Raw genomic sequence first — 20,692 nt, forward strand, 5'->3', positions numbered from 1 at the left:
AGAACTGTACTTCTCTCAGAGTCGTCATGATGGAGGAAGTCGGCCGGCCTCGGTCTGGGAAACCGGGCGGATCAGCAGCCGGGCGCGGGAGCGCGGACGCGGTCGGGGCGGGAGTAGACGTTGAAGCGCTCGCCGCGCAGGAAGCCGACCAGCGTGATGCCGAACTCGCGGGCCAGGTCCACCGCCAGGGAGGACGGCGCGGAGACCGCGCAGACCACCGGCAGGCCCGCGGCCAGGGCCTTCTGCAGGATCTCGTAGCTGGTCCGGCCGCTCACCATCAGCACGTGCCCGGTCAGCGGCAGGCGGCCGTCCAGCAGGGCCCGGCCGACCAGTTTGTCCACCGCGTTGTGCCGCCCCACGTCCTCGCGGAGCGCCACCAGGGCGCCGTCCGGGGTGAACAGCCCCGCCGCGTGCAGGCCGCCGGTCTTGCCGAACACGCCCTGGGCCCGCCGGAGCGCGTCCGGCAGGCCGTACAGGGTCCGGGGGGACAGCAGCGGGCCGGGCTCGGTCACCGGGGCCGGGTGCCGGGAGTGCAGGGCGTCGAGGCCGGCGGCGCCGCAGACGCCGCAGGCGCTGGAGGTCGTGAAGTGCCGCTCCAGCGACGGCAGCGCGGGCAGGCGCGCGCCGCGCAGCCGTACGGTGACCGTGTTGCGGCGCGCCTCGGGCGCCACGTCCGCGTCGGTGCAGTAGGAGATCGACGCGATGCCGCCGGGCTCGCCGGCGGATCCCTCAGCGGATCCCTCAGCGGATCCTCCGGTGGGGACGACGCCCTCGCCGTGCAGGAACCCGGCGGCCAGCTCGAAGTCGTGGCCGGGGGTGCGCATGGTGACGGCGACGGTACGGCGCTCGCCGCCCGCCGCCAGGCGGATCTCCAGCGGCTCCTCGGTGGACAGGTCGTCGCGCCGGTCGCGCACGGCGCCGCCGGAGAACTCCCGGATCCGCACCCGGGTGGTCGGCCCCGGCGGCCGGGCCTCGTCCACCTGCGGTTCCCGTTCCCCGGTCAGGTGTCCGGCCTCGTCCACCGGCGGTTCCTGCCCTCCGCTCGGGGCACCGTCCCCGCCGGGCGACGGGCCCGGCCCGCCCCGGACGGCGCCGTCGCCGGTGGTCACGCGGGGAGCTTCGTGATCGTGGCGAGGGCGTTGTAGTCGGGGATCCGGGCGTCGGGGGAGCGGCGGGAGGCGTCCAGCAGGACGTTCCCCTCCGGCCAGTGGATCTGCAGGTTGCCGGGCATCAGCGGGGCCCGCAGCACCCGGCCCCGGAACGCCCGCTCCCCGGCGACCGAGCGCAGCTCCACCGGATCGCCGTCGGCCAGGCCGAGCCGGTCGGCGTCGTGGGCGCTGATCAGGACGGCCTCGCGGGTGGCGCCGTTGAAGCCGTCGCGCCGCTCGTGGACCATGCTGTTGAACTGCTTGCCGCGCCGGGTGGCGACCATGAACGACCCGTCCGGGCGCTCCAGGGCCGGCAGGGCGACGGGGGCGAAGCGGCCCCGCCCGTCGGGGGTGGGGAACCGGCCGCCGGGGCACAGGTGCCGCCCGCCGTACTGCACGTTGTCCCCGAACTCCGACAGCCCGGCGATGCCCGCGTAGAACGGCACGGCCCGCTCGATGTCCGCGCGGATCTCCGGGGTGCCGGAGTAGCGGAGCCGGTCGGCCAGCTCCGGCCGGGCGCGGGCGGCCAGCTCGGTGAAGATCCGCCACTCGGGCCGGGCCTCGCCGATCCGGGGGCCCTCGACCTCGGGGGAGAAGATGATCCGCCGCTCGGTGGAGGTCTCGGTGACGCCGCCGGCCATCTCGTAGCGGGTCTGGGCGGGCAGCAGCAGCACGTCGCCGTCTTCGGCGGGGACGAGCATCTGCGAGGACAGGACGATGTCGACGTGCACGCGCAGCCGCAGGCGCGACAGGGCCTCGCGGCAGTAGGCCGGGTCGGGCAGGACCTCCAGGAAGTTGCCGCCGCTGGAGACGAGGGCGTCCAGCTCGCCGGCGTGGGCCGCGTCGATCATGTCGGTCGCGGTCAGGCCGGGCGTGGTGGGCACCTCGAAGCCCCACAGGTCGGCGAAGCGCCGGGCGTTCTCCCCGGTGACGGGCAGGCCGCCGGGTAGGCCGGTGGCGTAGGCGCCCATCTCGGCGCCGCCCTGCACGCCGCTGTGGCCGCGGATCGGCATCAGTCCGCAGTGGTCGCGGCCGACGAAGCCCCTGGCCAGCGCCAGGTTCACGATCGCCCGGACGTTGTCCTCGCCGTAGGTGTGCTGGGTGATGCCCATCGACCAGACCAGCACCGCCGACCTCGCCTCGCCCAGCAGGCCGGCCAGCTCGGCCATCTGCTCCCGGGTCGCGCCCGACAGCGCCTCCAGCTCCTCCCAGGACTGCCCGGCGACGGCCTCGCGCACCTCCTCGAAACCGGTCGTGTGCTCGGCCACCCAGGCCTCGTCCACCCGGCCGTCCTCGATCAGGTGCTTGAGCACGCCGTTCAGGAACCCGATGTCGCCGCCGACGTTCACCCCGAAGAAGTGATCGGTGATCTTCGTGCCGAACAGCGCGGACTCGGCGTTGGACGGCACCCAGTACTTGTCCATGCCGGGCTCGCGGTAGGCGTTGACCATCGCGACCTTCGTCCCGGCCTTCTTGGCGTGGTAGAGGTACTTCATCGCGACCGGCTGGTTGTTCGACGGGTTGGAGCCGATGAAGACGATCAGGTCCGAGCCGATCCAGTCGGTGTAGGAGCAGGTGGTGGCCGCCGCGCCGATCGACTGCTTCAGCGCCACGGTCGAGGGCGAGTGGCAGATGCGGGCCGCGTTGTCCACCGAGTTGGAGCCCAGCGCCCGCACCGCCTTCTGCGCGGCGAAGTAGTTCTCGTTCGGCACGCCCCGGCTGGTCAGGTAGACCCCGAACCGGGAGCCGTCGCGCAGGTGCGGCGCGGCCAGGTCCAGCGCCTCGTCCCAGCCGATCCTGGTGAAGCCGGGCTCGCCCGCCCGCCGCAGCATCGGGTACGGCAGGCGCCCCAGGTCGCGCAGCTCCGCGCTGCGCATCCGCTCCAGACCGGAGACGTCGGCCAGCAGCGAGACGTCGAGGGCGGGCATGGTGTTCAGCTTGAGCAGCCGGAGCCGGATGTTGCACAGGTGGACCTCGTCCATGGTCCAGTCGCGCATGCCCTTGGTCCCCAGCGCGCACCCGTCGCAGGTCCCCTGAGTGAGGAGCCGCCAGGCGTAGCGGCGGTTGCCCTTCACCGACCGGAACGCCTTGACCAGCTCCAGGTAGTTGTTCGGCTTGCGCTCGCCGATCCCGAAGGGCTTCCAGCTCGCCCAGTTGCGCGGGTCGAGACGTCTCCGGGTGCGCGCGTTCCTCATGCGTTCCATTCTTCGCCCTCTTCCGGCAGGTACGGGCGGCCGGGACCCGTCCGCCGGCCCAATATACGTTCGCGGAATCCGTCGGCGGCCGCCCTCGGCGGGCACCGGGCGGTCGTGCGGGGAGGGAAGATGGAGAGGTGACAGCGTCCTCGTCGTCCTCGTCGTCCCCGGTGTCTCCGGTGTCTCCGGCGTCTCCGGCGTCTCCGGCGTCTCCGGCGTCTCCGGCGTCCCCCTTCACCGACCTCGACCGCCCGCCCCTCTCCCAGGCGGCGCTCACCCGCGCGCTCGTCCGTCCCGGCGGGCTCTGGTCCGGCATCACCGTCGTCGGCAGGACCGGCTCGACCAACGCCGACCTGGCGCAGGCCGCGCGCGACGGCGCTCCGCAGGGGACCGTGGTCATCGCGGAGTCGCAGGCGGCCGGGCGCGGCAGGCTCGGCAGGCTCTGGTCGGCGCCGCCGCGCGCGGGCCTGACCTTCTCGATGCTGCTGCGGCCCGGCCCGTCCCCGGCCCGCCAGGGCTGGCTCCCGCTGCTCGTCGGCCTGGCCGCGGCGTCGGCGGTGCGCCGGGTGGCGGAGGTCGACGTCCGCCTGAAGTGGCCCAACGACCTGCTGGTCGGGGAGCGCAAGCTCGCCGGAGTGCTCGCCGAGCGGGTCGGCGACGCGGTGATCGTCGGCGTCGGGCTCAACGTGAGCCTGCGCGCCGACGAGCTCCCGGTGGAGACGGCCACCTCGCTCGCCCTGGAGAACGCCGTCTGCGCCGACCGGGACCCCCTCGTCCGGGCGGTGCTGCGGGAGGTCGAGACGCACTACCGAGAGTGGTCCGAGGCGGACGGCGACGCCGACGCGTGCGGGCTGCGGGCCGCCTACCTGGGCGTCAGCGCGACGGTCGGCAGGCAGGTCAGGGTGGAGCTGCCGGGGGAGCGGATGCTCACCGGCCTGGCCGCCGGCGTCGACCCGGCCGGGCACCTGGTCGTGGAGTCGGACGGGCGGGAGCACACGCTCAGCGCGGGCGACGTCGTGCACGTCCGCCCCCGGGAGTCCTGACGCCGGACCCCGGGTCGTGCCACGATTCGTCCCATGGGTCTCCCCGATCACCACCTGACGGAGGGGGAGCGGCGCATCCGGTCGTTCCGCCCGCACTGGAAGTGCCTGGCCGTCCCGTTCCTGGCGCTGCTCCTCATCGCCGCCGCCTCCGGCGCCGCGATGTACTTCATGCCCGCCTTCGAGTACGAGGGGTACGCGCGGGCGGCCGTGGCCGTCGTCTCCGTCGGCCTGCTCACCGTGTGGACGTTCGTGCCGTACCTGCAGTGGCGGAACACCTCGTATGTGCTCACCTCGCACCGGTTCACGATCAGCACGGGCGTGCTGAGCAAGTCGCACGACGACATCCCGATGAGCAAGGTCAACACGGTCAGCGCGGACCAGACCCTCTGGGAGCGGCTCTTCGGCTGCGGCACCCTCAACGTCGAGTCGGCGGGCGAGCAGGGCCGCATCACGCTCCGCGACATCCCGCGCATCCAGGAGGTGCGGGCCGAGCTGTTCCAGGCGCTGGACGACGCCGCCGACGGTGAACCGGACGAGGAGGTGCGGCGGAGGTGACGGGCCGTCCGACGGCCGAGCAGATCGAGCGTCTGTTCGTCGGCCCGCCGCCCCGGTACACCAGGATCCAGGTCGCCGAGATCTCCGGGATCCCCCAGGCGTTCACCGAGCGGATCTGGCGGGCGCTGGGGTTCGCCACGCTCCCCGATGACGAGGTGGCCTTCACCGACGCCGACGTGGCCGTCCTCACGCGGGTCCGGGCGATGATGGAGAGCGGCCTGCTGGACGAGACCACGGTCATCCGGATGACCCGGGCGCTCGGCCAGACCACCGCCAGGCTCGCGCAGTGGCAGGCCGAGATCGTGATCGGTGCGATGCTCGACCCGGACCGGCCGCCCGCCGACGCCGACCTGGCGGCGGTGATGGAGCTCGCGCGGGAGCTGCTGCCCGACTTCGAGCGGGTGCTGGTCCACGTCTGGCGCGCCCAGCTCGCCGCCGCGGGCACCCGGCTGCTCGCCATCGCCGACCTGGCCGAGGAGCCGGCCCCGCCCACCCGGCTGACGCTCGCCGTGGGCTTCGCCGACCTGGTCTCCTTCACCCGGGTCTCCCGCGAGCTGGACGAGTACGGCCTCGCCGAGCTGGTCGAGGGCTTCGAGTCCCGGGCCGCCGACGTGGTGGCCGCGCACGGCGGGCGGCTGGTCAAGACCATCGGCGACGAGGTGCTGTTCACCGCGGCGGAGCCCGCCACGGCCGCCGAGATCGCGCTGGAGCTCGGCGAGGCGGTCCGGCGGGAGGGACCCGACGTCCGGGTGGGGCTGGCCTACGGGCCGGTGCTGCCCATGATGGGCGACGTCTTCGGGACGACGGTCAACCTGGCCGCCCGGCTGACGGCCATCGCCCGCCCCGGCTCGGTCGTCGCCGACGAGGCCCTGGCCGGAGCGGTCGAGGGGACCGCCGGGATCGAGGTGCGCCGCATCCGGCGCCGGCCCGCCCGGGGGCTGGGCGTCGTGCAGCCGTACGTCCTGCGACGGCCCTGAGGAGCGTCCGGGAGCCGGGTGCGCGGGGCCGGGTCTGATAGGGATTGACTCGGGGCGGGCCATGAAAAAGGCTGTCGCCGGTAGCCGGGATCAAGACTCGAAGGGCAAGGTGCGTATGCCGTACACCGTGCAGGGCGTGGTCGCACGCGGCAAGGGGCAGGAGGTCTCGCTGGAGACGATCACGGTGCCCGATCCCGGGCCCGGTGAGGCGGTGGTGAACGTGCAGGCCTGCGGGGTCTGCCACACCGACCTGCACTACCGCGAGGGCGGGATCAACGACGAGTTCCCGTTCCTGCTCGGCCACGAGGCCGCCGGGACGGTCGAGGCGGTCGGCGCGGGGGTGACCGGCCTGGAGCCCGGCGACCACGTGATCCTCAACTGGCGGGCGGTCTGCGGCCAGTGCCGGGCGTGCCTGCGCGGCCGGCCGTGGTACTGCTTCGCCACCCACAACGCCACTCAGAAGATGACGCTGGCCGACGGCACCGAGCTGAGCCCGGCCCTGGGCATCGGCGCGTTCGCGGAGAAGACGCTGGTGGCGGCCGGGCAGTGCACCAAGGTGGATCCGGCGGCGGCCCCGGCGGTGGCGGGCCTGCTCGGCTGCGGGGTGATGGCGGGCATCGGCGCGGCGATCAACACCGGGGGCGTGAGCCGGGGCGACAGCGTGGCGGTGATCGGCTGCGGCGGTGTGGGGAGCGCGGCCGTGCTGGGCGCCTCCCTGGCCGGTGCGGCGAGGATCATCGCGGTGGACGTCGACGACCGCAAACTGGAGTGGGCCAAGGGCTTCGGTGCGACCCACACGGTGAACTCGCGCCAGACCGACGCGGTGGAGGCGGTCCGGGAGCTGACCGGCGGCTTCGGCGCGGACGTGGTCATCGAGGCGGTCGGCCGCCCGGAGACCTACAAGCAGGCGTTCTACGCCCGCGACCTGGCCGGGACGGTGGTCCTGGTCGGGGTGCCGACCCCGGAGATGACGCTGGAGCTGCCGCTGCTGGACGTCTTCGGCCGCGGCGGCGCGCTGAAGTCGTCCTGGTACGGCGACTGCCTGCCCAGCCGCGACTTCCCCATGCTGATCGACCTGTACCTGCAGGGGCGGCTGAACCTGGACGGGTTCGTCACCGAGACGGTCGGGCTCGGCGACGTCGAGGCCGCGTTCGCCAAGATGCACCGCGGCGAGGTCCTGCGCTCGGTGGTGGTCCTGTGATCGACAGGGTCGTCACCTCCGGGACGTTCTCGCTCGACGGCGGGACCTGGGACGTCGACAACAACGTCTGGCTGGTCGGCTCCGCCGAGGAGGTCGTCGTGATCGACGCCGCCCACGACGCCGGCGCCATCGCCGAGCGGATCGGCGGCCGGTCGGTGACGGCGATCGTGTGCACCCACGCGCACAACGACCACGTCAACGCCGCCGTCGAGCTCGCCGCCCGGGTGGACGCGCCGATCCTGCTGCACCCGGCCGACCAGGTGCTGTGGGAGATGGTCCATCCCGGCGCGCCGTACACGCCGCTGCACGACGGCCAGGTGCTGACGGCGGGCGGGGTGGAGCTGACCGTGCTGCACACGCCGGGTCACGCGCCGGGCGCGGTGTGCCTGCACGCGCCGGACGTGGGCGCGGTCTTCACCGGCGACACCCTGTTCCAGGGCGGTCCCGGCGCGACCGGGCGGTCCTTCTCCTCGTTCGAGACGATCATCGACTCGATCCGCGACCGGCTGCTGACGCTGCCGGAGCGCACGGTCGTGCACACCGGGCACGGCGACTCCACCACGATCGGCGCGGAGGCCCCGCACCTGGAGGAGTGGCTGAAGCGCTGACGGCGGCCGCGAGGCTGCTGAACTCCGGGAAAAGGTACGTACTGCCCCTGGAAGGCGTGGAACGGATGATCCACGCCTTCTTGGCATGAAGAGGTACGAAAATATGTCGGCCGTCAGGTAGGCAAGCCTAACCAAAGTGAGTTACCTTAGGCATGCCTTACCTATGCGATCGTCTTCCCGAGAGGTGCCTCGCCCGCCATGTACGTATGCGTCTGCCGTGCGGTCACGGAGAACGAGGTGCACGACTGCATCGCCGCCGGCGCCAGGAGCGCCAGGCAGATCCGCGACACCACCGGGGCGGGAGGGGACTGCGCGTCCTGCGTCCGGAGGATCTGTGCGATCCTGAAACGGTCTGAAGACCTGATGCCGACCGCATAGCACGAGGAGCCCGCCATGCAGGGCGACAAGCAGATAATCGAACTTCTCAACGAGCAGCTCACGGCCGAGCTGACCGCCATCAACCAGTACTTCCTGCACGCCAAGATGCAGGAGAACTGGGGATACACCAAGCTCGCGAAGTACACCCGCGAAGAGTCCATCGACGAGATGCGCCACGCGGAGAAGCTGACCGACCGCATCCTCTTCCTCGAAGGCCTGCCCAACTACCAGCGGCTGGGCACGCTGCACATCGGCCAGACCGTCGCCGAGCAGCTCCGCGCCGACCTCGACATCGAGCTCTCGGTCGTCCAGCGGCTCAAGCCGGGGATCGCCCTGATGCGGGAGAAGGGCGACATCACCTCCGCCCGTCTCTTCGAGGAGATCCTCCAGGACGAGGAGCACCACATCGACTACCTGGAGACCGAGCTGTCGCTGATCGACAGCCTCGGCGAGCAGCTCTACCTGGCCCGCTACACGGAGCCGCCGTCGGCCTCCTGAGGCGAATCGCCGGAACACGCCCGTCAAGTTCACTCAGGTCGGGCGTGTTCTGTTTTGTCCCCGAGCTCGCGGGGTCCTCCCGGGGCGCATCCCCCTCCGGCGGCTCCCCGGGCGGGGCCGTACTCCCCCGCCGTGCCGCGCTGCCGGAGGTCTGTCCGGGATTTATCAGTGTTTGCCCAGGTCAATAGATAGGTCAACGGCGAGTCAAACCGCGCGCTGTGCCCGGGAAACGATCGCTTAAGGTCCTACGATCCTCAACATGACCTGCGTACTTCTCGCCGAGGATGACACCTCGATCTCCGAGCCACTGGCGCGTGCGCTGCGCCGCGAGGGCTATCAGGTGGAGGTGAGCCCCGACGGCCCGCAGGCCCTGGAGCGAGCTCTATCGGGTGGCATCGACCTGATCGTTCTTGACCTCGGCCTGCCCGAGATGGACGGCCTCGAAGTGGCCCGGCGCATCCGCGCCGAAGGGCACGGCACGCCCGTGCTCATCCTCACCGCCCGCGTGGACGAGGTGGACACGGTGGTGGGCCTCGATGCCGGGGCCGACGACTACGTCACCAAACCGTTCCGCCTCGCCGAACTGCTGGCCAGGGTCCGCGCCCTGCTGCGGCGCGGCACCTCCGAGACGCCCGTGGTCCAGGGCGTGCGCATCGACGCCGACTCCCGCCGCGCGTGGATGGGCGACAAGGAGCTGCACCTGACGACCAAGGAGTTCGACCTCCTGCGGGTGCTGGTCCGCGACGCCGGCAAGGTGGTCACCCGCGAGCAGATCATGCGCGAGGTGTGGGACACCAACTGGTGGGGCTCCACCAAGACCCTGGACATGCACATCTCCTGGCTGCGCCGCAAGCTCGGCGACGATGCGGCCAAGCCGCGCTACATCACGACGGTTCGAGGGGTCGGCTTCCGGTTCGAACGCGAGTAGGGAATGCGCCGCCGCCTGCTCTCCTCGACCCTGCTCGTCGCGGTCATCGCGGTGCTCCTGCTCGGTATCCCCCTGGGGGTGGCGGTCAACCGCCTGATCCAGGAGGAGGCCATCCAGGAGCTGTCGGGGGAGGCGAAGAGCCTGCTCAACGAGGTGGAGTACGCCCGGATCCAGGAGCAGCCCATCACCCGTGAGCAGCTGGGGAGGAAGTATCCCGAGCGCTACGTGCAGATCTACGCCCGGGGGACCCCTCCTCAGGTGACCACGGTGGGCGCGGAGCCTCCCGAGGACCGCAAGATGAGCGCGGACGCCCAGTCGGAGAGCGGGGTCTACGTCTCGGTCAGCCGGGACAAGACCCAGGTCGAGCAGCAGGTCCGCGCCTGGCTCCTGCTCATCCTGGCGCTCGCGGCGGCCGCCATGGCGGTGGCGGTGGGGCTGGCGGTGGTCCAGTCGCGCCGCCTGACGCTCCCGCTCCGCGATCTGGCCATGATCGCCGAGCGGCTCGGCTCCGGTGAGGCCCGGCCGAGCAAGCACCGCTACGGCATCCAGGAACTCGACCGGGTGGCCGAGGTGCTGGACCGCAGCGCGACCCGCATCGCCGACCTGCTGGCCAGGGAGCGGGAGTTCGCGACCGACGCCTCCCACCAGCTCCGGACGCCGCTCACCGGCCTGACGATGCGGCTGGAGGAGATCGTGGCGGCCGCGGACGACCCCAGCGTCGTCAAGGAGGAGGGCGAGGCGGCGATCGTGCAGGCCGAGCGGCTCACCGCGGTCATCGACGAGCTGCTCGCCGCCGCCCGGCGGCAGCGCCACGCCCAGACCGCGGTGGTCGACCTCGACGCCCTGCTGGACCAGCAGTTCATCGAGTGGGGTCCGGCCTTCCGCCGGGACGGCCGCAAGCTGGTGCTGTCCGGCACGCGCGGCCTGCGGGCCCTGGGCACCGGAGGCGGCATCAGCCAGGTGGTCTCCACGCTGCTGGAGAACTCCCTGCGGCACGGCGGCGGCCCGGTGACGGTGACCACCAGCAACACCGGCAAGTCCATCGTGATCGAGGTCGCGGACGAGGGGCCCGGCATCACCGACGACCTCGCGCCCCGCGTCTTCGAGCGGAACATGAGCGGCGCCGGGGGCACCGGCCTGGGGCTGACCCTGGCCCGGGCGCTGGCCGCCGCCGACGGCGGCCGCCTGGAGCTGGTACGGCCCCGCCCGGCGGCCTTCGCGATCTTCCTGCGCCCGGTCGGCGACCCCGGAAGGAACCGGGTGGTCAGCGGGCCGGCGTGAGCCGGCAGAGCGGGCGGGGCAGGCGGACCACGTGGACCCGGCGCCGGATCCTGCGGAGCCGGGGCGGCCTGTTGCGGTGAGGGCGGGCGGGGTCGCGAGGGCCCCGGCTCAGCGGGTCTCGCGAGTCCGGGCGCCGTCGGTCTCGGGCAGCTCGCGCGGGGTGTCGAGGTCCTCGGTGGCGGCCAGGAAGACCCACTTCTTGTAGGAGAAGAAGCGGAACAGCGTGCCCAGGCCGATGCCGAACAGGTTGGCGACGTTGATGCTCACCGGGTCGGTCAGTCCGAGGGTGTAGCGGGTGAAGCCGACGATGAGCAGGCCGATCAGCAGTGCGACGCCGTTGAGCAGGAAGAACAGGAAGTACTCGCGGGTCAGCCCGCTCTGCTCCCGGTGCCGGTAGGTCCAGTAGCGGTTGCCGAAGTAGGCGAAGGTGGTGGCGACCGCGGTGGCGACGACCTTGGAGGTCAAGGTGCCCCACTGCAGGCCGTACTGGAGCAGGTTGAAGCCGCCGACGTCGATGACGAAGGCGAAGGCGCCCACGGTCCCGAACTTCGCGAGCTCGTGCAACAGATCGGCGAACCGCTCGTAGGCGTGTCGAAGAAACCGCACGTTTCCTGCACGATCCTTTCTCGGGTCGGCTGCGGATCCGCCACGCGGCGAGACCTCGGGCGTTTCCCTCAGGCTACCGGGAGCCCTCGGGGGCCCGCCCGGCGGTCGGCCGGACGGACATCCCATTACCCAAAGAACGTTTCCGCAAATGTCGTGTAAAACCGGATAAATCCGTAGAGCTGAGGCTACGCTGATCCCGTCGATCGCGGGGAGCCCCCGGGGGAGGTCCGCTCTCCGTGATCACCGTGTACGGCCCGCCGTACACGGCATGGCTCATCGGACCACCGGGCCGCCGGCCCTCTCGGACTCCCCAGGACCTCCCGTGCCTCGCCGACTGCTCGCCCTGATCCTCGGGTTGTCCCTGCTGACCGGCTGCGGTGCGCGGAGCGACGGGCGGACCCCGGCCTACCGGGACTCCGGGAGCGGACCGTCGGCCGAGGCGTCCGCGGGCGCGGTCGGCGCCGCCGAGGCGGCCCAGGCGTTCGAGCTGCTCCAGGGGCTCGGCGACGCCTGGCGGGACCGGGACTGCGCGGCGGTCGGGAGGCTGACCGCCTGGGCGGAGAAGACGCTGGGCGGCCGTGCCTGCGAGGCGACCCGGAACGGCCGCCCGGCCCCCGCCTCCGCCGGGACGGTGGGGAAGTACGCCGGACCGGAGTTCCTGCTGCCGGCCTCCGGAGGCGAGGACCGCTGGTTCGTCGCCCTGGCCCGCGAACCGGATCCCGCCTACTTCCTGTTCGTCGACGAGGGCGACGGCTGGCGGCTCGGCGCGGGGCCCATTCCGGCCACCGGGGACACCGCCTCCGAGGCCGCCCCCGACACCGCCGCCGGTTCCTCCGGGTCCACCGCCGTCGCCTCCGGCACCGGGGTCAGGGCCCGCCTGGTGCCGCAGCGCTACCTGACCTACCTCACCGACCCGGCGGGGGTGAGCGGGGTGACCTTCCCCAAGGGGGACGCCGCCGCCGTCCTGCGTGCGGACCTTGGGGCGCGCCGGACGGCGGCCGCCCCCGACCGGCTCACCACCGACGTCCGGCTGGTCGTCGGCCCGCGCCGGGTGCTCCCGTTGCGCGGGGGCGCGCTGGTGGTCCACGCGCTGGAGATCGAGTACCGGCAGCGGCCCCGGCCCGGCCGCTCCTCGCTCTCCCGGCCGGTCCACGGCGGCGCGGAACTGCGGGCCTTCACCGGCAGGTCCAGGGCCGCCGAACTGACCGGCACCGAGATCGTCCTCCTCGTCACCGAGGTCGGGGACGACGGCGAGGTCTCGACCGTCGCCTCCCGGCGCGCCCTGGCCGACCTGACCGCGAAGTGACGGGCCCGGCCCGGGCGCCCGGCCCGACCACGGAAGCGGCGGGATCGGGTGGAGCCGTACCGGGGCCCGGCCGGTCCCGACGGCCCGCCCGCCCGGACCTTTTCCGCACCGCACAGCCCGGACCGGCGGCATCGGTGCCGGGGTGCCGCCCGTGCGGGCCCCTGCCCGTGCCCGGCGGCGTACCGGGGGCCGGTAAGCTCGGCGGACGTGAGCAGCCCTTCCTTGAGCGGTCCCGGCGGGCCCGTCGTCGGCATGATCGGAGCGGGCCAGCTGGCCCGGATGACCCAGCAGGCGGCCATCGCCCTGGGCGTGGAGCTCCGGGTGCTGGCCGGGTCCCGGGACGAGAGCGCGGCCCGGGTGGTCGCCGACGTGCGCCTCGGCGACCACCGTGACCTGTCCGACCTGCGCGACTTCGCCAAGGGGTGCGACGCGGTCACCTTCGACCACGAGCACGTGCCCACCGAGCACATCGAGGCGCTGCTGGCGGACGGCTTCGCCGTGCACCCCGGCGCGGAGGCGCTCGTGCACGCCCAGGACAAGGCCGTCATGCGCGAGCGGCTGACCGCGATCGGCGCTCCGTGCCCGGCTTGGCGGCGCGTCGCCACCGCCGCCGACGTGGAGGGGTTCGCCGCCGACCACGGCTGGCCCGTCGTGCTCAAGGCCGTGCGCGGCGGCTACGACGGCCGCGGCGTCTGGATCTGCCGGTCGGCCGCCGATGCCGCGGAGGTCCTGGCGAGCGGGGTGCCGCTGCTGGCCGAGGCGTTCGTGCCGTTCGAGCGGGAGCTGGCCGTGCTGGTCGCGCGCTCCCCGCACGGGCAGGGCGTCAGCTACCCGGTGGTGGAGACCGTGCAGCGCGACGGCATCTGCGTGGAGGTGCTCGCGCCCGCGCCCGGCCTCGACCCGGAGGCGGCCGCGGCCGCCCAGCGGATCGCCCTGGGGATCGCCAAGGACCTCGGCGTCACCGGGCTGCTGGCCGTGGAGATGTTCGCCACCGCCTCCGGACTCGTGGTCAACGAGCTGGCCATGCGCCCGCACAACAGCGGTCACTGGACCATCGAGGGGGCCCGCACCTCCCAGTTCGAGCAGCACCTGCGCGCCGTGCTCGACCTCCCGCTCGGCTCGCCTGCGCCGACCGCGCCGGTCGTGGTGATGGCCAACCTGCTGGGCGGCGAGGACCCGGACGTGTTCTCCCGCTACGAGCACGTCATGGCCCACGACCCCGGGATCAAGGTCCACTTCTACGGCAAGGAGGTACGGCCCGGCCGCAAGATCGGGCACGTCACCGCCCTCGGCACCGACCTCGACGAGGTCCGCGCCCGCGCCCGGCACGCCGCCGTCTACCTCTGCGAAGGGACCTACACGTGAGCACCGCACAGGACGGCGCGGCCGTTCCGGCCGTCGGCGTCGTGATGGGCAGCGACTCCGACTGGCCGGTGATGCGGCTCGCCGCCGAGGCGCTCGCGGAGTTCGGGGTGGCGTTCGAGGCCGACGTGGTCTCCGCGCACCGCATGCCCGACGAGATGATCGCCTACGGCGCCCGGGCGGCGGAGCGCGGCCTGAAGGTGATCATCGCCGGGGCCGGGGGAGCCGCCCACCTGCCGGGCATGCTCGCCTCGGTGACCCCGCTCCCGGTGATCGGCGTCCCCGTCCCGCTGAAGTACCTCGACGGCATGGACTCCCTGCTCTCGATCGTCCAGATGCCCGCGGGCGTCCCGGTCGCCACCGTGGCCGTCGGCGGTGCGCGCAACGCGGGGCTGCTGGCCGTACGGATCCTCGCGGCGGCGGACGCGGAGCTGCGCGCGAAGATGGAGCGCTTCCAGGGGGAGCTGCGGGACCAGGCCCACGCCAAGGGCGCCCGGCTCCGCGAGGAGGCCGCCCGGCTCGGCGGCTGACCGCGGAGCGGCCTCTCCGGTCGGGAGGGGCCTCACCCGAGGGATCCGGCATGCTCGGACGCCGCGAGGAGTGTTCTGGGGAAGGACGGGCCACTTAGGCATATGCCGATGTACCTTGGATGCATTCCAATATGCCTGGAGGAGTGTCGTGAGCCGAACGATGATCGACCTGGATGACGAGCTGGTGGCCGAGGTCGCGAAGGCTCTGGGGACCAGCACGAAGAAGGAGACGGTCAACAGCGCTCTGCGCGAGGTGCTGGAGAACCGGCGGCGCGCGCTGGCACTGGCACGGCTGCGTAGCGCCGCGGCCGAGGGCGGCTTCGATCTGGAACTCTTCGGAGAGAAGGGGAACTACCGGCGGTGAGTCCCGCGCAGTTCCTCATCGACACCAGCGCGCTGGCCGGGCTCATGCGGAAGGAAGCCGAGAGCTACGGCTGGGACCAGGCGGTCGCGGCGGGGCTGGTCGCCGTGTGTCCGATCACCGAGCTCGAGTTCTTCTACAGCGCACGATCACAGGCGGACCGCGAGCGCGGGATCGAGGACATGCGGCAGTTGTTCGGCTGGGTGCCCGTCGACGATCGTGCCTACGACCGCGCGTGGCAGGTCCAAGGCATGCTCACGACGCAGGGGTGGCATCGCAGTGGCGGACCGGTCGATCTGGTGGTGGCGGCGACGGCCGAGCTGCGCGGACTCACCCTGCTGCACCGCGATCACGACTTCGACCGCATCGCGGCGGTCACCGGCCAAGCGCTCCAGTGGTACGGGCCCGGGGCGGGGAAGTAGGACGCCTCCTGTTTCCCCGCCGCGGCATACCCGGTGAGCTCTCGTCGGGGCGTCGTCAGGCGGGCGGCTCGCGGTACGGCTCCAGGGCGGGGGCGGTCCTGGTGGCGACGAACTCGGTGATGCGGTAGGCGCACATCCGGGCCGTGACGAACGGGTCCGACGCGACCAGCGCCTCCGCCCCGGCCCGGTCGAGACCCGTGGCGAGGATGATCCCGCCGTCCCGCGGCACCTTGCGGCCCGAGGCCAGGAAGAACCCGGCGGCGTACTGCCGGTCCAGCCAGGCGACGTGCGCCTCGAGCAGGGCGTCGGCCTCCTCGGCGGGGACGAGGTAGGTCAGTTCCAGGACGAACACGCGGGGTCCTCCCTCGTGGGGGGCCGAGGGGCGAGAGGTGGGGGTGCGGGCCGGGGCGGCCCGAGGGGCGTAACGGGCCGGGGTCAGGGGCGGCCGAGGGCGCGGTAGTGCCAGCCGGCGGCGCGCCAGGTCTCGGCGTCCAGGGCGTTGCGGCCGTCCACGATCTTCCGGGAGGCGACGACGGAGCCCAGCTCCTCGGGGTCGAGGTCGACGAACTCCTGCCACTCGGTCAGCAGCAGCACGACGTGGGCGCCGCGCGCGGCCTCCAGGGCGGAGGCGCCGTAGTTCAGCTCGGGGTGGGCGCGGCGGGCGTTCTCCTGCGCGACGGGGTCGTAGACGGTGACCTTGCCGCCCTGCTCGGCGATCTTCACGGCGACGTCCAGGGCGGGGGAGTCGCGGATGTCGTCGGAGTTGGGCTTGAACGCCGCGCCCAGCACGGCCATCGTGCAGCCGCGGAAGGAGCCCCCGGACAGCTCGCGGGCCAGGTCGACCATGCGGGCCCGGCGGCGCATGTTGATCGCGTCCACCTCGCGCAGGAAGGTCAGCGCCTGGTCGGCGCCCAGCTCCCCGGCGCGCGCCATGAAGGCGCGGATGTCCTTGGGCAGGCAGCCGCCGCCGAAGCCCAGGCCCGGGTTGAGGAACCGGCCGCCGATGCGCTCGTCGTAGGAGAGCGCCAGCGACAGCTGCTTGACGTCGGCGTGCGCGGCCTCGCAGACCTCGGCCATGGCGTTGATGAAGGAGATCTTGGTGGCCAGGAAGGCGTTGGCGGCGACCTTGACCAGCTCCGCGGTCGGGTAGTCGGTGATCACCAGCGGGGTCCCGTGCTCGAGCATGGAGGCGTAGACCTCGCGCATGATCTTCTCGGGCTTCTCCGAGTGCACGCCGAGCACGATGCGGTCCGGGTGCAGGGTGTCCTTCACGGCGAAGCCCTCGCGCAGGAACTCCGGGTTCCAGGCCAGCTCGGCCGCCTCGCCGACGGGGGCGAGCCGGGCCAGCTTGTCGGACAGGCGCTGGGCGGTGCCGACCGGCACCGTGGACTTGCCCACGACCAGGCAGTCGCGCCTCAGGTGCGGGGCGAGCGATTCGATCACGGCGTCGAGGTAGGAGACGTCCGCGGCGTACTCGCCCTTCTTCTGCGGGGTGCCGACGCACACGAAGTGCACGTCGCCGAAGTCCGCGGCCTCCTCGTAGGAGGAGGTGAAGCGGAGCCGGCCGTTGGCCAGGTTGCGGCGGAGGATGTCCTCCAGGCCGGGCTCGTGGATGGGCAGGTTCCCCGCCTGGAGGCTGGCGACCTTGGCGGCGTCGACGTCCAGGCCGAGCACCTCGAAGCCGAGCTCGGCCATGCACGCCGCGTGCGTGGCACCCAGGTATCCGGTCCCCAGCACGGTCAGGCGATAGGCCACGGTGGATCCTTTCGGTTCTGCCCAATCCGACCCGGACAGGGTATCGGCATCCTTGACCGGAATTTTGCCGCCCGACCTGCGGGGCGCAGCGGCGCACATCACAGACGTCCGGTCGGTGCCCACTTTGTTGGACGTCCTAGTATTTTCCCATGAGCTTCCCTCTCTACGCGCTGCCCGAGGAGCACCAGATGCTCCGGGAGACCGTCCGTGCCCTCGCCGACGAGAAGATCGCCCCTCGGGCCGCAGAGGCCGACGAGACGGGCGAGTTCCCCTGGGACTCCTACAAGGCGCTCGCCGCCGCCGACCTGCACGCCGTGCACGTGCCCGAGGAGTACGGCGGCGCCGGCGCCGACGCGCTCGCGACCGTGATCGTCATCGAGGAGGTGGCGCGTGCCTGCGCGTCGTCCTCGCTGATCCCCGCCGTCAACAAGCTCGGCACCGTGCCGCTGCTGCTGTCGGCCTCCGAGGAGCTCAAGCAGCGCTACCTCGCGCCGGTCGCGCGCGGCGAGGCGATGTTCTCCTACGCCCTGTCCGAGGCCGAGGCGGGCAGCGACGCGGCCGCCATGAAGACCCGCGCGGTGGCCGACGGCGACCACTACGTGCTCAACGGCGCCAAGATGTGGATCACCAACGCCGGGGTGTCGGAGTACTACACGGTGATGGCCGTGACCGAACCCGGCGCCGGCGCGCGGGGCATCTCCGCGTTCGTCGTGGAGAAGGGCGACGAGGGCGTCAGCTTCGGCCCGAAGGAGAAGAAGCTCGGCATCAAGGGCTCCCCGACCCGGCAGGTCATCATGGAGGACGTCCGCATCCCGGCGTCCCGGATGATCGGCGCCCCCGGCACCGGCTTCAAGACCGCGCTGGCCACCCTGGACCACACCCGCATCACGATCGCCGCCCAGGCGCTCGGCATCGCCCAGGGCGCGCTCGACTACGCGGTCGGCTACGTCAAGGAGCGCAGGCAGTTCGGCAAGGCCATCGCCGAGTTCCAGGGCGTGCAGTTCATGCTCGCCGACATGGCGATGAAGCTCGAGGCCGCCCGCCAGCTCACCTACGCCGCCGCCGCCAAGTCCGAGCTGGCCATGCACGGCGAGCCCCAGGCCGACCTCACCTTCTTCTCCAGCGCCGCCAAGTGCGCCGCGTCCGACGCCGCCATGGAGATCACCACCGACGCGGTCCAGCTCCTCGGCGGGTACGGCTACACCAGCGAGTTCCCGGTCGAGCGCATGATGCGCGACGCCAAGATCACCCAGATCTACGAGGGCACCAACCAGGTCCAGCGCATGGTCATGGCCCGCCAGCTGCTGAAGTAGGCGGCCGGGCGGCGGAAGCGCGTTTCCCGCCGGGATCGTTCCTCGACGGCGGGGCGATCTCCGAAGTGTTCTCTTCCGTCCCCGATCCGTGCGACGCGGAGCGGGGGCGGAACGGGGACGTCCCGTATCCGTTCGCTCACCGGGCCGTCGCCGTGACGCGGCGAGGCGGGACCGTACCAGAGGGTGCCGCCCGGAGCCGGGCGTCCGCCCGGAGAGCGGGGGCTCCGCGGGCGGAGGGGTCAGGCCGCGGCGTCGAAGGTCGCGAGGGCCTCGTGCAGGCTGCCGCACGTCTCGAAGTGGCGGTCGAGGTTGGTGATCGTCAGCAGGTGGGTGATCATCCCGGGGGCGGTCACTAGGACGAGGCGGCCCCGGGCGTCCCGCACCCGGGCGAGCGTCCCCACCAGGACGCCGAGCCCCACGGAGTCGCAGAAGGGCACCTCGGTCAGGTCCATCACCAGGCAGGGCCTGCCCGGAGGATCGAGCACCTCGTCGATCGCGGCCCGGAACCGGGGAGCGGACGCCATGTCGAGCTCGCCCTCCGCCTTGATCACCGTGCAGGAGTCGTCGCGCCATGTCCGGACGTTGAGTGCAGGAACCACGATCATCACCTCCGCCGGCTTCCCACTGCCCGAGATCAGGGCTGCTATGCGTCGTATGTCACTTTTTGCAGATGTTCTGCGTCGCGGTCCTGGCGGTGGGCGAGGCGGTGGGGGCGGCGCTGGCCGGGGTGGTCGGGGTGGTCGAGGTCTCGGTGACGGCGACCTCCCGGACGCCTGAGTACTTCCGGCCGACGATGACCTCGATCCCGTCGCCGAGCTCCTCGGCGAGGCGCAGCTCCGCGCCGGGGAGGGCGGCGGCCACGGTCCGGGCCGAGTCCTCGCGGCCGGGGCCGTACCGGACGACCGGGGCGTCGTGGTCCCTGCGCTGGGTGTTCCCGGCGGCCTGGGGGACGAGGAAGCCGGCCTTGAGGAGGGCGTCCCTGGCCCGCGCGCCCAGACCGGTGACCGTCGTGCCGTTGAGCACCTTGAGGGAGATCCGCGAGGGCGGCACGGTCAGCGCGCCGGCCGAGGGGGTGGCGGCCGGGGTGGGCTTCGGCGTCGCCGCCTTGGCGGGCCCGGACGGCCCGGTGAGCGGCTCGTCGGCGGCGATCCGGCGGAAGAGCGCGCGGGCGGCGGCGGTGTCCCAGAGCACGGCGGACTCGCCGGTCGGGGTCTTGTGGTCCACGTCGGCGATGGGCACGGTGGCGAAGGCGACGTCGTCGGTGGAGACGTCCTTGAGCTGCTCGGCCAGGCCGAGCAGGTCCTGGCGCAGGGCGTCGTCGACGCGGATCGTGGAGAGCGCGGTGTCGAGGAAGCCGGCGAGCCTGGCGGGGTTGGTCAGCGTGTCGCTGCTCAGCGCCTGGTTCAGCAGGGCGGAGATGACCTGCTGCTGGCGGTCGATGCGGTCGAGGTCGGAGCGGGCGGTGGCCCGGGTGCGGGCGTAGGCGAGGGCCTTGACCCCGTCGAGCTCGTAGGTGCCCGGCTGGAGCGCGAGGGCGGTCTTCGGGTCGTTGATCGCGACCGGGGTGCACACCGAGACGCCGCCGAGCGCGTCGACCACGTTGATGAAGCCGAGCACGTTGACCTCGACGTAGTGGTGGATCGTCAGACCGGTGGCGTTCTGCACCGTGCGCACGGCGAGCTTGGGGCCGCCGAGCTGGTAGGCGGCGTTGATCTTGTGCTCGCCCTTGCCGGGGACCGTCGTCCAGGTGTCGCGGGGGAGGCTGACCACGGTGACCCTGCGGTGGTCCTCCGAAAGGTGGATCACCATCATGGTGTCGGTCCGCTGCCCGGACTCGCGGCCCAGCTTGAGCTGGTTCTGCTGCTTGCGGGTGAGGTCGTCGCGCCGGTCCACGCCGACGAGCAGGATGTTCATCGCGCCGGTGGAGCGCGCTCCCGGGACGCCCGCGTCGACCGGGGTGATCTTCCTGGTGGTGAAGTCCGTCAGCGCCCAGGCGGCCCCGGAGCCGGCGAGGACCAGGAGCGAGAGCGCCCCGGCCGCGACCAGGTTGCGCCGCCGGGAGCGAGCGCCCCTGGCGGACCTGCGGTCGCGCCTCGGAGCCACCCGGACGCCTCCGTAGGCGTCGCCGCCCACGTGCACACCCGAGTCCTCGTCCTCCGGGTCGCGCATCAGCCCCCCTAAGCTCTGACTGGGTCGATGAGGTACCCGTTCGTACAGTAGCGTGA

The 20,692-nt window shown here is 72.6% G+C and carries 22 protein-coding genes; 15 read left to right on the top strand and 7 right to left on the bottom strand.

Translation table 11 applies throughout. The features are described from left to right. Nucleotides 1-71 precede the first annotated feature (71 nt). Nucleotides 72-1,109, bottom strand: a complete 1,038-nt coding sequence (fdhD, locus tag HS048_RS09105; RefSeq protein WP_307832398.1) for a formate dehydrogenase accessory sulfurtransferase FdhD — start codon at nt 1,107-1,109, stop codon at nt 72-74. After that, a complete protein-coding gene (locus tag HS048_RS09110; protein ID WP_196466686.1) occupies nt 1,106-3,343 on the bottom strand; it encodes an FdhF/YdeP family oxidoreductase in 2,238 nt (745 codons plus the stop codon). Before HS048_RS09110 ends, fdhD begins: the two co-directional genes overlap by 4 nt. Before the next feature lie 179 nt (nt 3,344-3,522). Here HS048_RS09110 and HS048_RS09115 point away from each other — a divergent pair, with 179 nt between their 5' ends. The 9 genes from HS048_RS09115 (at nt 3,523) to HS048_RS09155 (ending at nt 10,812) form a co-directional block, all read left to right on the top strand. After that, nucleotides 3,523-4,386: a biotin--[acetyl-CoA-carboxylase] ligase gene (locus tag HS048_RS09115; protein ID WP_196466687.1), complete on the top strand. Its 864-nt coding sequence runs from the start codon at nt 3,523-3,525 to the stop codon at nt 4,384-4,386. Nucleotides 4,387-4,419: 33 nt separating this feature from the next. Continuing rightward, entirely contained in the window at nt 4,420-4,941 is a 522-nt protein-coding gene (locus tag HS048_RS09120) for a PH domain-containing protein (RefSeq protein WP_196466688.1), read from the top strand. Next, entirely contained in the window at nt 4,938-5,918 is a 981-nt protein-coding gene (locus HS048_RS09125) for an adenylate/guanylate cyclase domain-containing protein (RefSeq protein ID WP_068894518.1), read from the top strand. Before HS048_RS09120 ends, HS048_RS09125 begins: the two co-directional genes overlap by 4 nt. Nucleotides 5,919-6,033: 115 nt before the next feature. After that, complete coding sequence (locus tag HS048_RS09130; protein WP_196466689.1) at nt 6,034-7,119, top strand: S-(hydroxymethyl)mycothiol dehydrogenase; 1,086 nt, start codon at nt 6,034-6,036, stop codon at nt 7,117-7,119. Continuing rightward, nucleotides 7,116-7,727, top strand: a complete 612-nt coding sequence (locus tag HS048_RS09135) for an MBL fold metallo-hydrolase (protein WP_068894520.1) — start codon at nt 7,116-7,118, stop codon at nt 7,725-7,727. The genes HS048_RS09130 and HS048_RS09135 overlap by 4 nt, the downstream gene beginning before the upstream one ends. Before the next feature lie 198 nt (nt 7,728-7,925). Further along, on the top strand, nt 7,926-8,105 hold the full coding sequence (locus HS048_RS09140; protein ID WP_084007991.1) for a bacterioferritin-associated ferredoxin: 180 nt from the start codon (nt 7,926-7,928) through the stop codon (nt 8,103-8,105). A gap of 15 nt (nt 8,106-8,120) precedes the next feature. Next, a complete protein-coding gene (gene bfr / locus HS048_RS09145; protein ID WP_068894522.1) occupies nt 8,121-8,603 on the top strand; it encodes a bacterioferritin in 483 nt (160 codons plus the stop codon). A 259-nt stretch (nt 8,604-8,862) separates the two neighbouring features. Next, nucleotides 8,863-9,531 (top strand): response regulator transcription factor, encoded by a 669-nt coding sequence (locus tag HS048_RS09150; protein ID WP_012888073.1) that lies wholly within the window; start codon nt 8,863-8,865, stop codon nt 9,529-9,531. Nucleotides 9,532-9,534: 3 nt separating this feature from the next. Beyond that, a complete protein-coding gene (locus tag HS048_RS09155) occupies nt 9,535-10,812 on the top strand; it encodes an ATP-binding protein (protein WP_068894523.1) in 1,278 nt (425 codons plus the stop codon). A 108-nt stretch (nt 10,813-10,920) separates the two neighbouring features. Here HS048_RS09155 and HS048_RS09160 read toward each other — a convergent pair whose 3' ends face one another. Then, nucleotides 10,921-11,418, bottom strand: a complete 498-nt coding sequence (locus HS048_RS09160) for a GtrA family protein (RefSeq protein WP_307832399.1) — start codon at nt 11,416-11,418, stop codon at nt 10,921-10,923. Nucleotides 11,419-11,740: 322 nt separating this feature from the next. Here HS048_RS09160 and HS048_RS09165 point away from each other — a divergent pair, with 322 nt between their 5' ends. The 5 genes from HS048_RS09165 to HS048_RS09185 all read left to right on the top strand — a co-directional run bounded on the left by HS048_RS09165 (nt 11,741) and on the right by HS048_RS09185 (nt 15,399). Beyond that, complete coding sequence (locus HS048_RS09165; protein WP_196466691.1) at nt 11,741-12,724, top strand: hypothetical protein; 984 nt, start codon at nt 11,741-11,743, stop codon at nt 12,722-12,724. Between the two features lie 207 nt (nt 12,725-12,931). Further along, nucleotides 12,932-14,089 (top strand): 5-(carboxyamino)imidazole ribonucleotide synthase, encoded by a 1,158-nt coding sequence (locus tag HS048_RS09170; protein WP_307832400.1) that lies wholly within the window; start codon nt 12,932-12,934, stop codon nt 14,087-14,089. 44 nt (nt 14,090-14,133) lie between these two features. Then, nucleotides 14,134-14,616, top strand: a complete 483-nt coding sequence (gene purE, locus HS048_RS09175; protein WP_068895197.1) for a 5-(carboxyamino)imidazole ribonucleotide mutase — start codon at nt 14,134-14,136, stop codon at nt 14,614-14,616. A 148-nt stretch (nt 14,617-14,764) separates the two neighbouring features. Continuing rightward, the gene (locus HS048_RS09180; protein ID WP_231647153.1) at nt 14,765-14,980 is read left to right on the top strand and encodes a type II toxin-antitoxin system VapB family antitoxin; all 216 of its coding nucleotides are present in this window, start codon (nt 14,765-14,767) and stop codon (nt 14,978-14,980) included. After that, the gene (locus HS048_RS09185; RefSeq protein WP_196466692.1) at nt 14,977-15,399 is read left to right on the top strand and encodes a PIN domain nuclease; all 423 of its coding nucleotides are present in this window, start codon (nt 14,977-14,979) and stop codon (nt 15,397-15,399) included. Before HS048_RS09180 ends, HS048_RS09185 begins: the two co-directional genes overlap by 4 nt. Nucleotides 15,400-15,454: 55 nt before the next feature. Here the strand turns inward: HS048_RS09185 and HS048_RS09190 are convergent, their stop codons facing one another. After that, the gene (locus HS048_RS09190) at nt 15,455-15,751 is read right to left on the bottom strand and encodes a YciI family protein (RefSeq protein ID WP_068894529.1); all 297 of its coding nucleotides are present in this window, start codon (nt 15,749-15,751) and stop codon (nt 15,455-15,457) included. An 83-nt stretch (nt 15,752-15,834) separates the two neighbouring features. Beyond that, complete coding sequence (locus tag HS048_RS09195) at nt 15,835-17,154, bottom strand: UDP-glucose/GDP-mannose dehydrogenase family protein (RefSeq protein ID WP_068894530.1); 1,320 nt, start codon at nt 17,152-17,154, stop codon at nt 15,835-15,837. A 149-nt stretch (nt 17,155-17,303) separates the two neighbouring features. Here HS048_RS09195 and HS048_RS09200 point away from each other — a divergent pair, with 149 nt between their 5' ends. Continuing rightward, a complete protein-coding gene (locus HS048_RS09200) occupies nt 17,304-18,467 on the top strand; it encodes an acyl-CoA dehydrogenase family protein (RefSeq protein WP_068894531.1) in 1,164 nt (387 codons plus the stop codon). A 239-nt stretch (nt 18,468-18,706) separates the two neighbouring features. On the opposite strand, the gene HS048_RS09205 is transcribed toward HS048_RS09200, so the two are convergent. Further along, the gene (locus tag HS048_RS09205; protein ID WP_084008061.1) at nt 18,707-19,066 is read right to left on the bottom strand and encodes an STAS domain-containing protein; all 360 of its coding nucleotides are present in this window, start codon (nt 19,064-19,066) and stop codon (nt 18,707-18,709) included. Between the two features lie 58 nt (nt 19,067-19,124). Then, nucleotides 19,125-20,636, bottom strand: coding sequence for an LCP family protein (locus HS048_RS09210; RefSeq protein ID WP_084007993.1), 1,512 nt, complete (start codon nt 20,634-20,636; stop codon nt 19,125-19,127). Between the last annotated feature and the right edge of the window lie 56 nt (nt 20,637-20,692).

The sequence above is a fragment of the Planomonospora sp. ID91781 genome, from assembly GCF_015711595.1.
Lineage (GTDB): Bacteria > Actinomycetota > Actinomycetes > Streptosporangiales > Streptosporangiaceae > Planomonospora > Planomonospora parontospora.

What these genes read in the sequence shown, in the direction of transcription:
- bfr (WP_068894522.1), top strand. Translation starts at nt 8,121, where the DNA reads ATGCAGGGCGACAAGCAGATAATCGAACTTCTCAACGAGCAGCTCACG.
- HS048_RS09155 (WP_068894523.1), top strand. Translation starts at nt 9,535, where the DNA reads ATGCGCCGCCGCCTGCTCTCCTCGACCCTGCTCGTCGCGGTCATCGCG.
- HS048_RS09210 (WP_084007993.1), bottom strand. Translation starts at nt 20,636, where the DNA reads ATGCGCGACCCGGAGGACGAGGACTCGGGTGTGCACGTGGGCGGCGAC.
- purE (WP_068895197.1), top strand. Translation starts at nt 14,134, where the DNA reads ATGGGCAGCGACTCCGACTGGCCGGTGATGCGGCTCGCCGCCGAGGCG.
- HS048_RS09110 (WP_196466686.1), bottom strand. Translation starts at nt 3,343, where the DNA reads ATGAGGAACGCGCGCACCCGGAGACGTCTCGACCCGCGCAACTGGGCG.
- HS048_RS09130 (WP_196466689.1), top strand. Translation starts at nt 6,034, where the DNA reads ATGCCGTACACCGTGCAGGGCGTGGTCGCACGCGGCAAGGGGCAGGAG.
- HS048_RS09120 (WP_196466688.1), top strand. Translation starts at nt 4,420, where the DNA reads ATGGGTCTCCCCGATCACCACCTGACGGAGGGGGAGCGGCGCATCCGG.
- HS048_RS09150 (WP_012888073.1), top strand. Translation starts at nt 8,863, where the DNA reads ATGACCTGCGTACTTCTCGCCGAGGATGACACCTCGATCTCCGAGCCA.
- HS048_RS09200 (WP_068894531.1), top strand. Translation starts at nt 17,304, where the DNA reads ATGAGCTTCCCTCTCTACGCGCTGCCCGAGGAGCACCAGATGCTCCGG.
- HS048_RS09140 (WP_084007991.1), top strand. Translation starts at nt 7,926, where the DNA reads ATGTACGTATGCGTCTGCCGTGCGGTCACGGAGAACGAGGTGCACGAC.